The following is a 19,691-nucleotide window of genomic DNA, read 5'->3' as shown; positions in this document are numbered from 1 at the left end:
GAATTATTTCTCAATTCTGTGTTTCCATCTTTTATGCGTCCATAAATAATATTCAGGAGCTTCATATATTTGTTTTTCAACTTCTTTCAAATACTTTTCAGTTATTTCAAAATTTTCATAGTCGTTTGGATTATCAGCAAGTGATACAAAAGTAGCTTCATAATAGCCTCTTGCTATTTTATTTACTTTTACAAAAATCACACTTAAATCATATTTTTTAGCCAGCATTTCGGCGCCGGTATGTACAGGAACTTCAATTCCCATAAATTTCATGGAATGAAAAATACGATCCAATTTTGGCGATTGATCACTTGCTAAACCGTACATGCTTAAAATTCCGTCACGTTGATTTTGTGCCATCGTTGGAATTGCCTTTTTGGTTTCAACTAATTCTGTATCGTATTTAGAACGTATTTTTCGCACCAATTTATCAAAATAAGGATTGGCAACTTTTTTATAAACGGCAACTCCCTGAAAAGCAATTTTACGATTAATAGTTAAAAGCCATTCGTAGCTGGCATAATGTGAAGCTACCAAAATAACACTTTTCCCTCTTTCAGCATATTCATGAACGAGATCAAGATTAGTTACCGTAAATCTTTTTTCCATTTCATCAGCTGAAATACTCATTGTTTTAATCATCTCGAGAAACATATCACACATATGTTGATAGAATTTTTTCTCGATTTTTTTTCGTTCTTCATCGCTCAAATGCGGTAAAGTAAGCGCTAAATTCGCTTTGACCACTTTTCGTCTGTAACCTACAACATAGTATATCAAAAAGAAGATACAATCTGATAGTAAATAAAATAGTCGAAAAGGAAGTATAGAGATAAGCCAAAGTAAAGGATAGGCCAGTATATAAACGATAAATTGCATGTAATATTTTTTTACAAATATAATTTAAAAATGAATAACCATCGATATTTTGGTTTGTGACGGAGTTATCTCTGAGAATGACTATATTTACATTTCATATTAAATATTGTTTATGAATACCATTTTGATTGGAATTATTGTAGCGAATGTACTAATTAGCTATAAAGGATTTAATGACCTTTCTTTTTTTAGAAAATACGAATTTCATGTAGGAAGTATTAGAGCTGGAGAACAGATACGAATGTTGTCATCTGGTTTTTTGCATGTCGATATGATGCATTTAATTTTTAATATGCTTACACTTTGGTTTTTTGCGCCGGTTGTTTTGCAATGGCTTGGAACATTTTCTTTTGTTTTAGTTTATTTTGGAAGTTTGATTTTTGGCAGTCTGCTTACGATGCTGTTTCATAAAAACGATTATAATTATCGCGCAGTAGGAGCTTCGGGTGCGGTTACTGGCGTTTTGTATTCGGCTATTTTATTGCAGCCAGATATGATGCTCGGAATATTTTTTGTTATTCCAATGCCGGCGTATCTTTTTGGAATTTTATATTTATTGTATTCGATTTATGGAATGCGTGCCAAAAATGACAATATTGGACATACGGCGCATTTTGGCGGTGCCATAGGCGGTTATGTAATTACATTGATAAAAGAACCTTCATTAATTGTAGATCATAGTTTAATGGTTATTTTGTTGGCAATTCCTATTTTGATACTTTTTGGTATGGCAAAAATGGGCAAGCTGTAAGGACTGGCACAACTTTTGAAAGATCAATTTCAAATAACTTAAATATAACAAAAATGAAGAAAGTAGTATTATTTTTAACAATCATGTTTATGACTATGTCTTACGCTCAAGAAACAAAGCAAATTCCTCAAATCAATGTAAACGGTGAAGGAAAAGTAAAAGTAGCCCCTGATCAGGTTTGTATTTCAGCTACTGTTGAAACAAAAGGGAATAATGCTAAAGATGTTAAAAAGCAAAATGACGAAAAAATGGATGCTGTTTTAAAATTCATCAAAAAAATGAATGTGCCAACAGCTGATTTCAAAACAAAACAAGTGGCGTTAAATCCGCAATACGACTACGAGAAAAAGAAAACTAGTTATAATGCAACACAAACTGTTGAAATTGTATTGAAAGATTTATCAAAATATGATGAATTAATGGAAGGTTTAGTGCAGCAGGGAATTAATCGTTTAGACAAAGTTTCTTTTGAAACTTCTAAATTAGTACAACTTCAATCAGAAGCTCGTAAACTTGCGATGAAAGATGCTAAAGCAAAAGCAGAAGATTATGTTTCTGTTTTAGGACAAAAAGTGGGTAAAGCTTTTACAATTTCTGATAACTCTCAGGTGTATTACCCAAGACCAATGTATGCAGCAATGAAATCAGCAGAAGCAATGGATTCTGCAGGTGCTTCAAATGAAACTTTAGCAATTGGAGAAATCGAAGTTACAGCAAATGTCAGCGTGAGTTTTGTTTTAGACTAAGACTTATAAAAGATCAATATAAAATCCAAATTCCAATGTAAAATTGGGATTTGGATTTTTTTTTTTGCCTGATTTTTTTGATCTTGATTTTAGATTCCTTCTAATGAGTTTTATCTTATTCTTGTTTGCTAAGTCATAACTCCTAATTAAAATTTTAGAAATACTGAATCTCCAAAATGATCATTTTGGAGGTTTTTTTGTTTTAATACGTTTTATTATTTTGATAATTCCTTTAAAACCTACTGCTATTTCTAATTTTAGACTGTTGGTTTAAAAAAAATCTTACACTCAATAAGAAAATATGAAACACCTTAAATTACTTGTGTTTAGTGAGTTAAATATTCTTATTCAATAGAGTTAACATTTCTTTTGTAAAAAAAGCAATTAAAATTTTGGGTTTACTATTTTAAAATATACTTTTGTTCTATCAAATTAGTAGAGTTTAAAATGCAAGAGGCACCCAAAGATTAAAGATTATCAAATATATTTCATTTTTGAATATGAGGAGAACCAATAAACAGTTTCTGTTTTAAGGTTATCACGATTAACAATTCTTCAATCTCAAATTCATACCAATTTTTTAATCAAGATACAGCCTTAGTTTTAGGGCCGAGTTCTTGTGAAATCAGTTCAAATAATAGTAATCCAAAATAAAAAAAATGAAAAAGCGAATGTGCAGCAAATAAAAAACCATTTCTGTTGCAGCAGAAATGGCGAAGCTTAAAGAAATTGTTCATCTCTTAAAAGGAAAGCGATAATGGAGTAAATCCGTTTTCGGCTCACCTTATTTATTAAACTAAAACAAAGTAATGAAAAAAATATTAAATAGATATACATGGTTGTGTATTTTGTTGATTTCCATAGGGATTAATGCACAAGAGACAAAACCTCTGATCCAATCTAAACTTGAAGGAACAGTAATAGATGCCATTACAAAAGAGCCGGTTATTGGCGCTTCAATAAACATAAAAGGCACTACGCATGGCGTTGTAACAGATTTAGATGGAAGATTCTTCTTCCAAACAGGACAAAAATTTCCTTATACTTTAGTAGTTAGCTATTTGGGTTATAAAAAAAGGGAAGTTGTAGTTAATCAAAATTCAGTTATTATTGATCTTACCGAAGAGCAAAATGTACTGTCAGAAGTTGTGGTTACGGCACTAGGAATTACAAAAGAAAAGAAATCTTTAGGATATACTACGCAGTCACTTAAGAACAAGGATATAGCAGATACAAAAGAAACAAACTTTTTGAACAGTCTTGCTGGAAAATTGGCAGGTGTTCGTATTACAAATTCACAAGGAGATATGGGATCTTCACGTATTATTATTCGTGGAGAAACTTCTATCGCAGGAAATAATCAGCCGTTATTTGTTGTAGATGGCGTTCCTGTAGATAACTCACAGTTAAATTCTGGAGGTGCAACTCGTGATTTTAAAAATGCAATTTCAGATTTAAACCCTCAGGATATTGAAACATTGACGGTATTGAAAGGACCTAACGCGGCAGCGCTTTATGGATCTCGTGCAGCACATGGTGTTGTTCTTATTACTACAAAATCTGGAAAAAGTCAAAAAGGACTTGGGATAAGTGTTAGCTCGGGTATAACAATTTCACAAGTTGCTACTTTACCTAGTTTTCAAAATTCATTCGGACAAGGTTCAAACGGAAAATTTAGTTACGTAGATGGTAAAGGAGGCGGAATTAACGATGGTGTTGATGAAAGCTGGGGACCTAAATTAGACGGACGTCTTATTCCTCAATTTTACTCTAATGGTCAGGCAGTTCCTTTTGTCGCTAATCCGGATAATGTGAGAGACTTTTTTAATACAGGACTTACTTTTGATAATAGTATTTCTGTTGCCAGATCAGATGATAAATCGGATTTCCGTTTAGGAATAAACAATCAAAAACAAAATGGTACGGTGCCAAATAGTGAAGTAAATAAAACGAACTTTACGATTAACACTAATTATCAAATATCTAAAAATGTAAAAGTAGGAGTAACAGGAAATTATATTGTTACAGATGCTCCTGCTTTACCAGGTGGTCCAATGGGAGCACGTGCTGCTGGTGTAATGCTGCAGTTTCTTTGGTTCGGTCGTCAGGTTGATATTAATCAGCTTAGAAATAATAGAGACGTAAATTGGAATAACAGTTACTATAGTAATCCATACTGGAATGCTTATTACAATACAACTAGTCAACAGCGTAATCGTTTAATAGGAGATATCCATTTGGATGCAAAACTGGCAGACGGACTTAATTTTAAATTCCGCACAGGAGTTGATTATTATAACGATCGCAGAAAATACCAAATTAAATATGGTACAAATGGAACTCCTTTTGGATCGTATGCCGAAGATGCTTACACAGTAAGCGAAAGCAATACGGAAGGTATTTTTACATATACTAAAAAACTAAGCGATGATTTTAGTTTGGATGCTCTTGCCGGTTTCAATATTCGTAATCACAGTGATGCAAACAATTATCAAAAAGCACCACGTTTAGCGGTTCCTGATTTATATACATTAAACAATTCAAGAGACCCATTAACGTCATACAATACATTATCAAAATTAAGAGTGTATAGTGCATATGCTTCGGCACAATTTGGATATAAAAATTATGCTTTTGTAAATGTTACGGCTCGTAATGATTGGTCATCAACATTACCGAGCAGCAACCGTTCGTATTTTTACCCGTCTATCAATGGTAGTTTAGTGTTGTCTGAAGCTTTGAATTTGAAAAGCAATACGCTTGATTTCTTAAAACTACGCGGAGGCTGGTCTGAAGTTGGTAATGATGCAGATCCGTATCAATTGTCTACAGTTTATAATTTCCAAACTGCATTCGACGGAAATCCTATTCAGACATCTTCACAGAAAAAACTGAATGAGAATTTGAAACCAGAAACAACTCGTTCAACTGAAGTTGGTGTAGAAGCTTCGTTCTGGAAAAACAGATTGCATTTTGATGCTGCTTATTATAATACGAATAGTTTTGACCAAATTTTAGAAATAAAAACTACAGCTTCAAGCGGTTATAATTCGCAATTAATCAATGCAGGAAAAATAAACAACCGTGGTATAGAAATTCAATTGGACGGAACTCCTATTCAAACGCAAGATTTTAAATGGAATGTTGGTGTGAATTATTCTAAGAATATCAGCAAAGTTGAAATTCTTGATTATGACAAACAAATTCAAAATTATACCATTGGAAGTTCTGGAGGTGTTGATGTATTAGCATCTGTTGGGCAGGCTTATGGAGCACTTTACGGTACAGCATATCAGCGTGATGCAAGTGGAAATATTGTAGTAGGAGCAAACGGATTACCAAAAGCTGATCCGCAAAAGAAAGTACTAGGACATTATACTCCAGATTATCTTGCAGGTGTGACAAATACATTGACTTACAAGAATATCGAACTTTCATTTCTTGTTGACGCGAGTGTAGGCGGAGAGCTTTTTTCAGGAACTAATAGAACGGGTAATTATACAGGTGTATTAGCACAAACTCTTCCGGGTCGTGATGCTGCAAATGGCGGATTAAGTTACTATTATCCAAGTAATAACACTGCAAATCCGAAAACATTAGTAGCTGGCGGAACTGCTCCAAGCGGAGTAACGGTATATGATGACGGAATGATCTTTAAGGGAGTGTATGCTGATGGAACTGCAAACAATCAAGTGATTAGTGCACAGGAATACTATAAAGCATCATACAATATTAGTGAAGCCTATGTCTACAGCTCAACTTTTGTAAAATTAAGAGAAGTAAAACTAGCTTACAATTTAAATAAATCATTCGTTAAGAAGCTGGGATTAGAAGCTGCAAGTATAACTGCTGTAGGTCGTAATCTATTCTTTATCTATAAAGATGCGCCAAATATTGATCCTGAAACAGCTTTCAATACTGGAAATGCTCAAGGGTTGGAGAGTTTAGCTTTACCAACAACAAGAAGTTACAGTCTTAATGTTAATCTTAAATTTTAAAAACACGAAATCATGCTTAAAAAACTATCATATATAACGCTATTTGCATTGACGTTCGTGTCTTGCAGCGATACTTTGGATGATATTAATAAAAATCCAAATGCGACCGAAACTCCTTTAGCACCTTATTTGTTAACTGGAACATTAAAACAAGGAGCTGACTTGTATTGGGGAGATAATACAAACTTTAATTCGTCTTTGTTATTTGTGCAGCATTGGGCTAAAATTCAATATACTGAGCCAGACAGATACGATGTGTCTAATACTTCTTTTACTTCTTTATGGAATACGGGTTATGCCACTTTGATTACAGATTTGAATACGATTTTGAAGTTTTCTGATCAACAGGCAAATTCCAATTATAAAGGGATTGCATTAACCCTGCGTTCATGGACATTTTTATTATTGACAGATGCTTATGGAAGTATTCCTTACAAAGAAGCAGGTTTAAAAGTAACGCCTGCTTATAACACACAAAAAGAAGTGTATACAGGATTGCTTGAAGACTTAAAACAAGCTCAGTCATTTTTAAGTACAACAAACGGTACTGTGACTGGCGATTTGGCTTACAAAGGAGATATTACAAAATGGAAAAAACTGGTAAATTCGCTTCGTTTGCGTATTGCATTGAGAATTTCAGATAAAGAACCAGCTTTGGCTAAACAGGCTGCGATTGATGCAACTACAGATGCTGCAGGAGTATTGAGCAGCAATAACGATACTTTTAAATTTACCTATACGAGTTCGCCTCAGCAGAATCCTGCTTCAGCTTGGTTTGAAACGCGTGATGATTTTCGTGTTTCGAAAACATTGGTTGATAAATTAACAGAGTTATCTGATCCGCGTTTACCTGTTTATGCACAATTGCCAAGCGATAAAAGTGTAGTTAAATATGTGGGAGCAGGTAATGGATTAACGAATAGTGATGCCAATTCTCAAGGTTTTGCGAAGACATCAAAGCCGGGAACTTATTTCCTGACTTCATCATCGCCAGCTGTAATTGTTTCTTATTCAGAAGTATTATTTAATCTTGCAGAAGCAGCAGCGCGCGGTTACATTTCGGGAGACGCAGAGCAGCTTTATAAAAATGCAATTACCGCGTCGTTTAATCAATTTGGAATTACAGATGCGACTGCTATTTCTAATTATCTTAATCAGGCGTCTGTAAAGTATGATGCTTCGAATTATGCTAAATCGATAGGCACGCAAAAATGGATTGCATTTTACGGACAAGGTCTTGATGCTTTTACAGAATGGAGAAGACTAGATTATCCTGTGTTGAAAGCGGGACCATCTACAGTTTTGGATGGACAAATTCCGTCTCGTTTCTTCTATCCAGGAACAGAGCAGTCTTTGAACGGATCTAATTATCAAACAGCAGTTTCTGCTCAAGGAAAAGATTTGCTTACAACAAAATTATGGTTTGATGCAAAATAAACGAGACTCTAAAAAGAGTGTTCACATTTTAGTGTAATGAAAAAATAATTAACACATAGAAACATAGGTATTAGATTAAAAAGTGAACAAAAAAGAAATATGTTCCTTTCACATAGAGGAGTTATGCGAATTTAGGAAAAGTAAAACGTCTAGTTTTTGGTTGCAAAAGCTATGTTTCTGCGTGTTGAGAATAATTACAATTCAATAGGATATTACTTTCTATTGAAAAAAAAATCAAATAGATCACTATCCTGATCCAATGTGATCAATTTGTAAAAGTCCTAATGAGAATTAGGACTTTTTTTTGGCTTTAAAATCTACGAATAGGGTATGTTTTAAATATTTACAGTCTTGTATATCATGATTTTGATACCGTATTCAAAGGGCTTAATTTGAATTTTATTTATTTCTAAGCCTTTACTATTACAAGACAGTTTTCTTTTTTCTTATCAAAAAGATTCCTTTTATCTGCTATATTTCTTATTTTTAGTATTTTAAATCGGTAAAATAAATAAGAGCATGATTATAAATGTAAAGCGTTTACTGTCTTATTCGTTGTTGTTTCTGATAGTATTGTTAAAACCAAATACTGGAACAGCCCAGTTGTTAGGTACGAGCAAAGCAGCAACTGAAGAACCAGCGAAAATTCCAGAAGATTCACTTGGAAGAAGGACGCCGCAAGGAACTGTTAACGGATTTATTAAGGCTCTTGGTGATCAAAATTATTTACGTGCCAGTCAATATTTGGTGCTAAGTAAACGTTCCTATCGCAAAACTGCCGAAAGAATACGTATAGCAAAAACTTTCCAGCAGTTGTTAGATCAGGGTGGAACTTTCTCGCCATCTTCAATCATCAGCAGTAAAGAAATTGGACGTATAGACGATGATTTGGCAACTGGTGTTGATCTCGTGGGAAGTATATCTACAGACAGAACAGCAATACAGCTTTATTTAGAAAACCAATCCGATGACAGTCAGCCGTCATTATGGCTTTTTTCTGCAGAAACGGTTGAAGCAATTGCTTCAGCTGATATTTCTGGAGAAAAAACTTTTTTAGACAGGGTATTACCTGATGTTTTAAAAGAGCGAAAACTAGGAAATGTTCCCGTTGGTCATTGGGCGGTTGTGGTAATCATGACTTTAGTATGTTATTTGCTTGCCAGGCTGCTGGTTTTTGTAATTGGTTTTCTAGTGCAAAAATTTTGGAAAAAAGCTGCAAGCGAGAAGGGCGACGCCGTTATAGAAGCTTTTTCACTGCCAATACATATGTATCTTACGGTGATTTTATTTGTCGCATTTACACAGCGCATGGGAATTTCTATAGTAGTTCGTCAGCGCTTTAGTATTATTATATTGACAATTGGAATTCTAGCTTTCTTGATTTTGCTTTGGAGAATGACTGACTTTGTGAGTATGTATACACGCAGCAGAATGAATAGAAGCGGTCGTATTTCTGCCGTTTCTGCTGTTTTGTTTTTAAGTCGTACCACAAAAGTAGCCATCGTTATAATTGGTATTATTGCAATACTTGGTATTATTGGCGTAGATGTTACCGCTGGACTTGCAGCATTAGGAATTGGAGGTATCGCGTTGGCATTAGGAGCGCAAAAAACAATAGAAAATTTTGTAGGCAGTGTCAGCCTTATTGCAGATCAGCCATTGAGAGTTGGAGATTATTGCCGAGTTGATGATATTAAAGGCACTGTAGAATCAATCGGAATGCGTTCGACTACGCTTCGTACTTCTGCACGTACAATTGTAACGATTCCAAACGGGCAGTTATCAGCGAGTAAAATAGAAAATTATGCTCATCGTGATCGTTTTATCTTCAATCCGATATTTACTTTTAGAATGGAAACAACGCCTGATCAAATGCGATATTTATTGGTAGAACTTAGATCTTTATTGTATGCTCATCCTGCGGTGCTAAATTCTCCGCCTATCGTACGCTTTACAGGTATTACTGCTGACGCTTTGAAAGTTGAGATTACCGCATACATAGAAGCCGTAACTTTTGAAATATCGCAGGAAGTGCAGGAAGATATATTATTACGAATGATGGATATAATAGAACAAAGCGGAACATCTTTGGCTTATCCATCGCAAACACTTTATATGGCTCGCGATACACCGATGTCAAGCGAAAAGGCTGCAGCAATTTCGGAAACCGTTAAAAAATGGAAAGAGAATAATGAATTACAGCTGCCTAAATTTGATCCTAAACGTGTCGAAGAAATAAAAGACAGTCTCAAATATCCAGACGATGGCAGTTTTAGGCCAAAAGAAGAATAAAAATACTATTATAATAATCTTAAATAAAATAAAACGTAAGATTATTGTTCTAATTGATTAAATGGGTTGATTATCAGTATGTAGTAGTTTGATTGTTAAAGAAAAAGAGGGATTAATTGGTGATAAAAAAAAGTTAAAAGCATTCTATATTTTAAAATGGCACAATTCATGCCTGCAGAAAAAACATGAATAATCAGAATGCATAATCAGTATTCTAAAAATTAAAACAATGAAAAGATTAAAAAGTATGTATGTTTTTGTGGTAGTATTATTATCAACATTTACATATGGTCAGGAAAGTTTAAAAATGTTTGTGAAAGAAAGTAAAGTGCCATGTCAAGGTGTTGGTCCTATGGAATGTCTTCAGGTAAGATATGACAATGATAAAGAATGGCAGCTTTTTTATAATCATATTGAAGGTTTTAATTTTGAAAAAGGAAATCGATATGAGTTATTGGTAAAAAGAACAAAAAGGCAAGAACCTATTCCTGCTGATGCTTCTTCATACCTTTATAAATTAGAAAAGATTATTTCGAAAACTCCTGTAAACAAGGAAAAAGGAATTTATGATACCAAAATGATTTTAACGCAGTTGAATGGTAAAAAGATAAACAACGGAAAAGCATTTATTACCATCAATAATGAAACTGGTACAATCAGCGGTAAAAATGGATGTAATAACTTCAATGTAAAGTATACAAAGCTTTCTTCAAAAAATCAGATCAAAACAGCTGCTCCTGTTGGAACTTTAATGGCTTGTGATCCTGAAAGCATGAAATTAGAACAAGATTTTAGTGCGGCGATAACAAATAAAAAGTTCAAAATTGTAAAGAAAAACAATAAAGTACAGTTCAAAAATTCAAAGAATAAGATTGTTATGGAATTTTCTATTCCAACTCAAAACGAACTTTGGAGTTTTATTGGTAAAAACAATTGGAAACTAATCGCACTTGAAAATGTTGGACAGGATTACGGTAAAGCTTCTATTAAATTTAATCCAGCTGAAAAGAAAGTAAGTGGAAATACAGGCTGTAATAATTTCGCTGGAACTTATGAAAGTAATGACGATCGTATTTCTTTTAATAATGTTGCCGTTACAGCAATGGCTTGTATTGGTGAAGAAGGCAATAAAACAGAACAAAAAATACTATCTTACCTAAACAGTAAAGACCTGCGTTTTGATGTAGCAGATCAAACTTTGAACTTTTATCTTAATGATAGATTAGTTATGATGTTTGGAATTACAAAATAAACTAATGCAGCAAAATCATCTTAAAATAGATTAAAGATTTACAAAGAATATTTAGAAAACCAGTGAAGTTAATTTACTGGTTTTTTTATTGATAATTTATTAATTTTATAGTAAATCTTTTTACTATGAAAGTTATTCAACACGTGTACTCTCTTGATACCAAATGGATTGATGTAGTAGCAGAAGCCATGGGAGGAACTGTTCATGGGGACTTTATAAAAGGAGATAATGAAACCTATACCGGTACACATTTCGTTTTAATATTAGAGGAAAGAATTTCGGCAATGCTCATTGATACTACATATAAGGAACAGGTATTAGTAAAGTATAAAAATGATTTAAAAAGATTTGTAGGCTTGAATTTTTATATGACTAATTATAATATCGATTTTATTGCAGATGATGAAACTTCTGTAGTAGGTAAATTTGATTATAATTTGGCGATAATGGATAGTTCTTTAGAAACAGATTATGTGGTAAACGAGGGAACGAGAACATATGTTATCTGTGTTTTTATCGATAAAACGGCATTAAAAGAATATATGGATAAGATGCCAAAACTTAGATTGGTAACTAAAGATATTTTTAATACCAAAAAAAATACAATTATCAGTATGGGAAGAATGAGTACTGAGAGTTCTATTTTATTAAATGATTTTAGAAAAATACCCTATGACAACTTCTTATTTGAGTTTTATTTTAGAGGACTTGTTTATAATTTAATTGGCGATTATCTAGAGCAATTATTAGAGAAAAAAATCATTATTAGTAAAGTAATAGGCGATGACATAAAGGGCATTATTGCTTCAAAAGCTTTATTGCTAAAGATTATTGAAGAAATTTTTCCTGGTATAGAATTTTTGGCTGAGCAAGTACATATGTCACCATCTAAATATAAAAAGCTGTTTACAAAAATTACTGGATTCAGTCCGGGAACTTTTTTTTCGGACAGTAAGTTAGAACGTGCCAAAGAGTTATTAGAAACGGGACAATATACTGTAAGTGAAGTTTCTGATAAATTGAATTATGCTAATATTTCCTATTTTGCCAAACGATTTAATAGCAAGTATGGCGTTTTCCCAAAAGAGTATCAAAGTTTATTGTAAAAAAAGGTTATGAGCGAAGTACTTCCAGAATTTAAGCATACGTATTACTTAACTCCTGAATGGCGGCAAAAATTTGTTGATGATTTAGGATGTACAATTGTTAATGAAAACATGTATTTCCCAGAAGAAGTTGCAAGCGGTTCAAGCTGTTTCTTAGAAATTAACCCAAATTTTTCAGTGGTTATTGTCGATTCAATTATGAATACACCACTTCGATTTACACGTATACCTTCTGAGGATGATTTCTGGATCGTTTATTATGATTTGAGCGACAGTGTTAGTAAGCATGTAATAGACGATGTAAATCATAAAATAGGATATAAATCCAAATTAAGTTTCGCGATTGTAGATAATAAAATCAAAAGTAGTTATCTCTCAACAGTGGGAGAACGATTCTATACCTTAAGATTGTTTATTAGAAAATCTTATTTAAAAACATTTTTTAAAGATACCGAATTTGAAAAGGATTTTAAAGATGTTTTTGATGATAAAAAAAAGAAAATGTTCTTTTACGGTCACATAGACAGCAGAAGCAAAGTAGTATTAAATGCTTTAAAACAGCGGGAAATTGATAATCCTAATTATGAATTTTTGCTAAAAGGAGCTGCATACAATTTACTTGGATATTTAATAGAAAGATTAAACACTAAAATGCCCGGTATGGCAACTCATTTAGAGAAAGATATTGAAGCAGTTATGTTAAGTCAGCAGCATTTATTATCCAATCTTTTAATTCCGTTTCCAGGGATCGAATTCCTAGCCAATATTGCCAATATGTCGCCCACAAAATATAGAGCTTTATACAACAGTATATTTGGAATGAGTCCGCCGTTATTTTTTAAGATTGAAAAACTGCTCCTCGCAAAAGAACTATTAGAAAGCGGCAGTTTTAAATTAATCAGCGATGTTGCTTATGAGTTAGGATATAATAAAACCACTTATTTCTCTTCTATTTATAGAGATTACTTTGGAGTGCTGCCTAATACAGTGCGTAAATAGAGCCATAAAACTAGATATTTTAAACCTTACTTTTTCCCGATTACAGGCTGTAATCGGGATTTTTTTTGCTTTAAAAACAGCAAAGAATATAGTATATGTAGCTTATAATGTTGATTTTATAATTATGTGTGGTAGTTCAAAAAGCTGAGGTCACATTATTTTTGCCATCTATTTTCAGTAGAACTGTTACTTAACAATTTTAAGAAAGTGCTGTTTTTATAAAGAGTTATGATAAAAGCTGTGCTGCTTTTTAAATCTAAAAGATGAGCGTAAAAATAATACCACTTACAGATCATAAACAATACATGGTTAATGGACATTTGGTTTACAAGGATGTATTAGAAAACTGGACTTGTCACGATGATTTGTCTGCAAAAGAGCATGAAGCTTTTGGGGTTTATGAAACACTGTTTATCAAGGATTCTGTTTTAAAGAAAAACAGAAGTTACGTACTTGAATGTTCGAATCTGGAATTTACTTTTAAGTATAAAGAGGATAAATCAGCAGCATTTGAAAACATTTAAAGTCTCGTTTTTATTTTGAAAACAATTACACATCATTACAGTACATCGCAAAGTTGGATAGAAGTTCTTGCGAAAGCAATGGGAGGTTCTATAGAAGGAAATTTCATTAAAGGAAACAATGAAATTTACCAAGGAACACATTTTATTCTGCCTATAGAAGAAGGTATTAAAGCAATGCTGGTCGATACAACTTATAAAGAAACTACGCGATTAAAATATCGTAATAAAAACACCAATTTTATAGGGCTGTATTTTTACCTTACTGATGCAGATGTTGATTTTATGCTTAATGAAGAAGCAGCTTCGATTGGAAAATTAAAGCATAATTTATCTATTATTGACTCTAAAGTTGATACTGATTATACGGTCCAAAAAGGAACCCGAATATATGTGATTTGTATTTTGTTTGATAAAGATAATATAAAGGAGTATTTCTCTAAAATAAGTAAAGCAGCATCGACGGTGATTGACAACATTCTTGATAATAAAAGAAATGCAACATTTCGTTTAGATCGAATGAATACAGAAAGTTTAATTTTAATTAATGATTTTAGAAAAATTGCCTACGACAATTCTTTGTATGAAATATATTTTAAAGGACTTGTGTACGGATTAACCGCTAGTTATTTAAAACAGCTTCAAACTAAAAAGAGCATTATTGAAAAAACATTTAATGTTGATGTAAAGAATATTATTGCTTCTAAAGCATTGATGCAAAATAATATCGACGGACCTTTTCCGGGGATTAATTTTCTGGCAGAGCAAATAGGAATGTCTCCCTCAAAATATAAAAAGCTGTTTGTGAAAATCTCGGGTGTAAATCCTGGAACCTATTTCTATAATAATAAATTGAATAAAGCCAAAGAACTATTAGAAACAGGAAAGTTTACCGTTAATGAAGTGGCGCATAAATTAAATTATGCAAATGTTTCTTATTTGTCAAAACGATTTCATCAGATGTATGGAGTTTTTCCAAAAGAATATCAAAGTTTACTGTAATAGAAATTATGGATTTAACAATACCAGAATTTAAACATACCGCATCGTTAACATTAAAAGGCAAGCAAGATTTTATTGACGGTTTAGGATGTAAAATAATCGACAATAAAATAATTCATTTTCCGAAGAAAAAGGTAAATGGTTTTGGGTATTTCATTGAACTTTCTACAGATGTTTCTGTACTTATTGTTGATTTAACATTAAACGAGCCGATGCGTTTGACAAGAATGCCTTCTGAGGAAGATTTTTGGATTGTTTATTATGATATGAGCGACAATTTGAATAAACATTTTATAGATAATGTTAAACATAATACAGGATATAAATCAAAATTGGGTTTTGCTATTATTGACAGTCATCTTCAAAGTTCTTATGTCTCAGAAGTTGGAGAAAGAGCGTATTCATTACGATTGTATATTCGAAAAACATATATTAAAAATTATTTTCACGGTGCAGTTTTAGAAAAAGATTTCAAGAACATTTTTGATAACAAAAAAAGAGAAATGTTTTACTACGGACATATAGACAGCCGAAGTAAAGTAGAACTTCATAATTTAAAGCAGCAAAGCATGAGTGATTCAAATTATGAATTTTTGCTAAAAAGTACTGCGTTTAAACTTTTTGGTTATTTTCTAGAACGGTTAAAAATTGATATGTCTAATACTGGATTGTTTTTAGAAAAAGATTTAAAAGCAATAATGAAAACACAAGATTTTTTAATGTCCAATCTTTTATCACCTTTTCCTGGAGTAAAGATTCTTTCGGAGATTGCTAATATGTCTATTTCAAAATACAGAATCTTATATGAAAATGTATTTGGCATGAGTGCCGTATCTTTTTTCAAGAAAGAAAAATTAGTGCTTGCAAATAAATTATTAAAAAGCGGCGAGTTTAAAACGATTAGTGATATCGCTTTTGAACTTGGCTATCATAAAACAGCATACTTTTCATCACTTTATAAAAAACACTATGGAGACATACCCAGCTCTGTTTTTAAAAGTAAAACATGGTAATATATTTGATTGCTTTTTTTTTAGATTTCCCGATTGCGTAAAGTGATCGGGTTTTTTATTTTAAAATAAACAGTCACTTAGATTTTAGAATAAAAACGAACCCAATAGAAACTTCCATTTCGTTTTGATGTGTCTGGTTTATAATTGTTTATGCGGTAAACCTTTTCATGATGATTTTATGAATTTATGTGGCAGTACCAAAAAACTATGTTGCTATAATTTTGCCCATATTTCTAAAAATAAGAGTAAAATGAAAAAAATAAATTTATTTATAGTAACTATATTATGTTGTTATTCGAGCCTTATGTTTGGGCAGCAAGACGCTCAATATACCCAATATATGTACAACACTATTAATATCAATCCTGCTTATGCAGGTTCAAGAGGTACAATAAGTGTTTTTGGATTGCATAGAACACAATGGGCGGGATTGGAAGGCGCTCCAGTTACTAATACACTATCTGTTAATTCACCTATTAATGAGAATATGGGATTGGGATTATCAGTAATCAATGATCGAATTGGGCCAATGACAGAAAACAACATCTCAGTAGATCTTTCCTATTCTATAGATACCTCACCCTTTTATAAATTATCATTTGGATTAAAAGGAACAGCAAACTTATTAGATGTTGATTTTACAAAATTGAATATTTACGATCCTTCAGACCCAAGATTTCAGAATAACGTCGATAATAAATTCTCTCCCAATGTTGGAGTAGGAGTGTATTTTCATTCAGACAGATCATACATAGGACTTTCAATTCCTAATATGTTAGAAAACAGTCATTACGATAAATCTGCTAAAAACGAATCGCAGAGTTTTGTTGTAAAAGAGCGTATGCATTATTATTTAATGGCAGGATACGTTTTTGATTTAGATTATAATCTAAAATTTAAGCCATCCTTATTAACTAAAGCGGTGCAAGGAGCTCCATTACAAACAGATATTTCTGCGAACTTTTTATTCAATGAAAAATTTACGGCAGGACTTGCTTATCGTTGGAGTGCATCATTAAGTGCACTAGCAGGATTCCAGATTTCAGATTCTTGGTTTATAGGATATTCCTATGATGCCGAAACAACCAAATTGGCAAATTATAATTCAGGATCACATGAAATCTTTTTAAGATTTGAAGTATTAGGCGGCTCAAAATCTAGAATGATGTCGCCAAGATTTTTCTAACCAAAACTAATTAAAATTAATTATGAGAATAAAAATACATAAAGTATTTGTGTTGCTTTTTTGTTTGAGTAATACAGTTTGTTTTTCGCAGAAACAGCAAACGCAAGATAAAAAGCTAGCAAAAGCAAATGCAGAATACGAAAATTTTTCATTTGTAAAAGCAGGAAAACTATACGAGCAATTAGTGAGTAAAGGATATGATTCTAAAGAAATATATGCTCGTTTAGGAGATACCTATTTTTTTAATGCAGATTATTACAATGCATTGCAATGGTACACCAAAATGATGGAAGATGTTGCATCTGCTCCGCCAGAATATTATTATAGATATTCTGTATGTTTGAGAGCAAATGAGCAGCATAAAGAAGGATTGGCGGTAATGAATGCCTATTATAAGAAAGCAGGAAAAGAAGATGAAGCAAAAAAATGGGATCCAGCTATTTATTTAAAAGCCATTGCAGCACAATCAGATCGATACGATAATTTGAGCGAAGCAGGAATAAATTCGCCATTTTCAGACTTTGGAGCGGCATTAATTCCAAATGAAGAAGCAATTAAACAAAACCTTGAAATTGTTCAAGCAGAAAAGTCTGATAAAGATAGAATAATTAGAGAAAATGCTGAAAAAAGACGAAGTGACGATGGTAATAAACTTGGAGCCAAAGGAGAGTTTTTAATTCAGGAGAAAAAGAAAGAAAACCAAGGAAAATTCATTGTAAATAGTAAGGAAAGTGATTCTAAGAATACTGATCTTCTAATCATATCTTCAGAAAAACTGCCAAAGTATAAAGAAGTGATTTATGCTACTGCCAAAGATTCTGGTATTTTTAAACGCAAACACAATTGGAGCGAAAAAGCTTTTCTTAAATTATATGCAGCGCAAATCGACGAAGACGGAAATTTGCATAATGCTAAGAAGTTGTCAGGAGATGTTAATTCGAAATACCATCAAAGTACACCAGTAATTACAAATGATGGTTTAACGATGTATTTTACCCGCTTGGTAGTTTATGACAAAATAAAAAACAAAGCAAAAAATAAGAAAGCAATTTCTAACCTGAAAATCTTTCAAGCTCAAAAAATAAACAATAAATGGGGCGATGTTAAGGAACTTCCTTATCCGATAAATGTCGAAGGAACCTCTTCGGCACATCCTGCTTTGAGCGCGAATAATGATGACTTGTATTTTGTGTCGAACAGAAAAAAGAAAACAAACGACACTGATTTATATGTCGTAAGCAGAAAAAAAGGCGGCGGTTTTGCGAATAAAGCAGAACCTTTAGGAGAAGAAATAAATACCTACGGTCGAGAAACTTTTCCTTTTGTAGATAACAGCGGTGTATTGTACTTCTCATCAGATGGGCATCCTGGTTTAGGAGGCTTAGATATTTTTGCGGCCGTAAAAGATAAAGATGATAAGTATGTAGTTGCAAATGTTGGCGAGCCTGTAAATTCTACAAGTGATGATTTTGCATACAGCATCGACAGTGATTCGAAAAAAGGGTTTTTCTCTTCTAATAGAAAAGGTGGAACCGGTGATGATGATTTGTACACATTTTTAGAAACAAAATCAATAATATTTCCTTTTAAATTGAACCCAGTTTATTCTGGAACCATAAAAGACAGTATATCTGGTAAAGCATTACGTGAAGTTGAGGTAACTATTTTTAATGATTTAAAAGAGAAAATAAAAACAATATACAGCGATGAATCAGGAAAGTTTTCCGTTGATCTCGAGCCGCTTAAAAATTACACTTTCGAGTTTAAAAAGAAAGGTTATACAGCTGAAAAAATAGCTGCGAAGGGAATTAAAATTGGTGAAAAGAAAGAAATACAAGCTGTATTATTTAATGAACTGGAAGTTGTTGTCGACAATCAAGTATTGATTCTTAAAGAAGGTGATAATCTGACAGAGAAATTAAAATTAAGACCTATTTACTTTGATTATGGAGGATATACACTTCGAAAATCATCAAAATTAGAATTAGATAAAGTTATCAATGTATTAAAAACTCGTCCAAGTATTTCTATTCTCGTAAAATCGCATACAGACAGCAGAGGAAAAGATGACTACAATATGAGACTTTCTAAAAACAGAGCAAAAACAACAGTGGATTATATTGTTTTGGAAGGCGGAATTGCACAAGATAGAGTATGGGGAGATGGATATGGAGAATCGCAGTTGATTAATAAATGCAGTAATGATGTACAATGTTCAGAAGCAGAACATGAGCTTAACAGACGTTCGGAATTTATTATTGTAATAAAAGAATAGAACGTATAAATTTAGATTTGGTAGTTTGTAAGTTGGTAAGAAAAAGAGTTTGACTTTTAAGTAAGTTCAAGCTCTTTTTTGTTGGATATATTTTCGTTTTTATGGGAGGTTTTAGAGGTTTTTTGTGGTGATAACTATTTGAAGTGTAATTATTTATGATGTTTTGGTGATTTGTAACTTTTTGTATTGATTTTAAAAGTTTATGTGGTAGTTCTGAAAAATACTTAGGACATA

Annotated in this window: 14 protein-coding genes; 13 read left to right on the top strand and 1 reads right to left on the bottom strand. The window is 32.5% G+C overall.

The window, feature by feature from the left end; genetic code table 11:
• Positions 1 to 3: 3 nt before the first annotated feature.
• Positions 4 to 879 carry a lysophospholipid acyltransferase family protein gene (locus B0A81_RS00175; protein ID WP_089056122.1) on the bottom strand — a complete coding sequence of 292 codons (876 nt, stop codon included), beginning with the start codon at positions 877 to 879 and terminating at the stop codon, positions 4 to 6.
• A 112-nt stretch (positions 880 to 991) separates the two neighbouring features.
• On the opposite strand from B0A81_RS00175, the gene B0A81_RS00170 reads away from it, so the two are divergent.
• The 13 genes from B0A81_RS00170 to B0A81_RS00110 all read left to right on the top strand — a co-directional run bounded on the left by B0A81_RS00170 (position 992) and on the right by B0A81_RS00110 (position 19,457).
• Positions 992 to 1,630 carry a rhomboid family intramembrane serine protease gene (locus B0A81_RS00170; RefSeq protein WP_089054401.1) on the top strand — a complete coding sequence of 213 codons (639 nt, stop codon included), beginning with the start codon at positions 992 to 994 and terminating at the stop codon, positions 1,628 to 1,630.
• Between the two features lie 53 nt (positions 1,631 to 1,683).
• Positions 1,684 to 2,376 carry an SIMPL domain-containing protein gene (locus B0A81_RS00165; protein WP_089056121.1) on the top strand — a complete coding sequence of 231 codons (693 nt, stop codon included), beginning with the start codon at positions 1,684 to 1,686 and terminating at the stop codon, positions 2,374 to 2,376.
• Between the two features lie 809 nt (positions 2,377 to 3,185).
• Positions 3,186 to 6,374, top strand: a complete 3,189-nt coding sequence (locus tag B0A81_RS00160; RefSeq protein WP_089056120.1) for a SusC/RagA family TonB-linked outer membrane protein — start codon at positions 3,186 to 3,188, stop codon at positions 6,372 to 6,374.
• 12 nt (positions 6,375 to 6,386) lie between these two features.
• Positions 6,387 to 7,811 carry a SusD/RagB family nutrient-binding outer membrane lipoprotein gene (locus tag B0A81_RS00155; RefSeq protein WP_089056119.1) on the top strand — a complete coding sequence of 475 codons (1,425 nt, stop codon included), beginning with the start codon at positions 6,387 to 6,389 and terminating at the stop codon, positions 7,809 to 7,811.
• 519 nt (positions 7,812 to 8,330) lie between these two features.
• Positions 8,331 to 10,103, top strand: a complete 1,773-nt coding sequence (locus B0A81_RS00150; RefSeq protein ID WP_089056118.1) for a mechanosensitive ion channel family protein — start codon at positions 8,331 to 8,333, stop codon at positions 10,101 to 10,103.
• 229 nt (positions 10,104 to 10,332) lie between these two features.
• Positions 10,333 to 11,355 carry an META domain-containing protein gene (locus tag B0A81_RS00145; RefSeq protein ID WP_089056117.1) on the top strand — a complete coding sequence of 341 codons (1,023 nt, stop codon included), beginning with the start codon at positions 10,333 to 10,335 and terminating at the stop codon, positions 11,353 to 11,355.
• 125 nt (positions 11,356 to 11,480) lie between these two features.
• Complete coding sequence (locus B0A81_RS00140) at positions 11,481 to 12,461, top strand: helix-turn-helix transcriptional regulator (protein WP_089056116.1); 981 nt, start codon at positions 11,481 to 11,483, stop codon at positions 12,459 to 12,461.
• A 9-nt stretch (positions 12,462 to 12,470) separates the two neighbouring features.
• Positions 12,471 to 13,460 (top strand): helix-turn-helix domain-containing protein, encoded by a 990-nt coding sequence (locus tag B0A81_RS00135; RefSeq protein ID WP_089056115.1) that lies wholly within the window; start codon positions 12,471 to 12,473, stop codon positions 13,458 to 13,460.
• A gap of 263 nt (positions 13,461 to 13,723) precedes the next feature.
• The gene (locus tag B0A81_RS00130) at positions 13,724 to 13,984 is read left to right on the top strand and encodes a hypothetical protein (RefSeq protein WP_089056114.1); all 261 of its coding nucleotides are present in this window, start codon (positions 13,724 to 13,726) and stop codon (positions 13,982 to 13,984) included.
• A gap of 15 nt (positions 13,985 to 13,999) precedes the next feature.
• A complete protein-coding gene (locus B0A81_RS00125; protein WP_089056113.1) occupies positions 14,000 to 14,983 on the top strand; it encodes a helix-turn-helix transcriptional regulator in 984 nt (327 codons plus the stop codon).
• An 8-nt stretch (positions 14,984 to 14,991) separates the two neighbouring features.
• Positions 14,992 to 15,996, top strand: a complete 1,005-nt coding sequence (locus tag B0A81_RS00120) for a helix-turn-helix domain-containing protein (protein WP_089056112.1) — start codon at positions 14,992 to 14,994, stop codon at positions 15,994 to 15,996.
• Positions 15,997 to 16,246: 250 nt separating this feature from the next.
• A complete protein-coding gene (locus B0A81_RS00115; protein ID WP_089056111.1) occupies positions 16,247 to 17,182 on the top strand; it encodes a PorP/SprF family type IX secretion system membrane protein in 936 nt (311 codons plus the stop codon).
• A 22-nt stretch (positions 17,183 to 17,204) separates the two neighbouring features.
• Positions 17,205 to 19,457, top strand: coding sequence for an OmpA family protein (locus B0A81_RS00110; RefSeq protein ID WP_089056110.1), 2,253 nt, complete (start codon positions 17,205 to 17,207; stop codon positions 19,455 to 19,457).
• The last annotated feature ends 234 nt before the right edge of the window (positions 19,458 to 19,691 follow it).

The sequence above is a fragment of the Flavobacterium plurextorum genome, assembly GCF_002217395.1.
GTDB lineage: Bacteria > Bacteroidota > Bacteroidia > Flavobacteriales > Flavobacteriaceae > Flavobacterium > Flavobacterium plurextorum.
The sequence above is the reverse complement of the archived record's forward strand: the minus strand, read 5'-3'. Positions and strand labels throughout refer to the sequence as shown.